Annotated in this window: 2 protein-coding genes; one reads left to right on the top strand and one right to left on the bottom strand. The window is 69.5% G+C overall.

Features of this window, described 5'->3' with window-relative positions; genetic code table 11:
- Positions 1 to 594 (bottom strand): CPBP family intramembrane glutamic endopeptidase (locus I5E_RS05105; RefSeq protein WP_022906041.1); only part of this gene is annotated, 594 nt, incomplete at its 3' end.
- 136 nt (positions 595 to 730) lie between these two features.
- Between I5E_RS05105 and I5E_RS26250 the strand changes: the two genes are divergently transcribed.
- On the top strand, positions 731 to 834 hold a 104-nt coding region (locus I5E_RS26250; RefSeq protein ID WP_261974858.1), incomplete at its 3' end, for a GTP-binding protein.

Here is an 834-nt window from a genome sequence, read left to right as displayed (position 1 = left end):
CGCGCCGAACCCCTGGTACAGGTGGTAGCTGCCGCGCAGGACGGCCGTGGACAGGATGATCTGCCAGCGCCCCCACCCGACGGAGCCGAGCCGCTCGTAGAGGTAGCCGATGACGATGACCTCCTCCTGCAGCCCGGAGCGGATCGCCGAGAGCAGCAGGACCGGGATCGTCCACCAGTACGAGTCGAGCGCCGCCGGGTCCACGTTCACCGTGACGCCGAGCGTCCGCCCGGTGAAGTAGAGCGCCAGGCCGGGGATCCCGATCCCGAGGGCGATGAGCGCCGCGCCGCCGAGGTCGGGGCGCACCCGGAACCGGTCGATGCCGAGCCGGCCGAGGTGCGGACGGGTCGTGCTCCAGAGCAGGTAGCAGACGAGCGCGACCGGGGCGAGGTCGACCGCGATGCCCACGAGCTGCCGGGCGAGGTCGACGTACTGCACGGTCGTGGTCGACGTGTTCAGCGCCGTGGACTGCTCGCCGAGCGGCGTCGTCTGCGACAGGTCGTCGATGATCTGCAGCACCGAGTAGAGCGCGCTGCCGCCGAGCGAGAGCAGCAGCACGATGGTGATCTCGATCCACGTTCGCCGACGGCTCATCGGTGGTACTCCTCTCGGTTGCGAACTACCGGTAGACTGGCGTGTCGGGCGTTTCTGCCACCTCGGGGCAGTGCCACCGCGGCGCGCGCGCCACCGTCGGCCGCCCGATCTTCTTCGAACACCAAAGATGTCCTGTATGGCGCTCGCCACCCGGTCCGNAACTGCGCACGTCGCCATCGTGGCACACGTCGACCACGGGCAGACCACCCTCGTCGACGCGATGCTCACGCAGACCAACTC

The sequence above is a fragment of the Curtobacterium sp. B18 genome, from assembly GCF_000333375.1.
In the GTDB taxonomy this organism is placed as follows: Bacteria; Actinomycetota; Actinomycetes; order Actinomycetales; family Microbacteriaceae; genus Curtobacterium.
The sequence above is the reverse complement of the archived record's forward strand: the minus strand, read 5'-3'. Positions and strand labels throughout refer to the sequence as shown.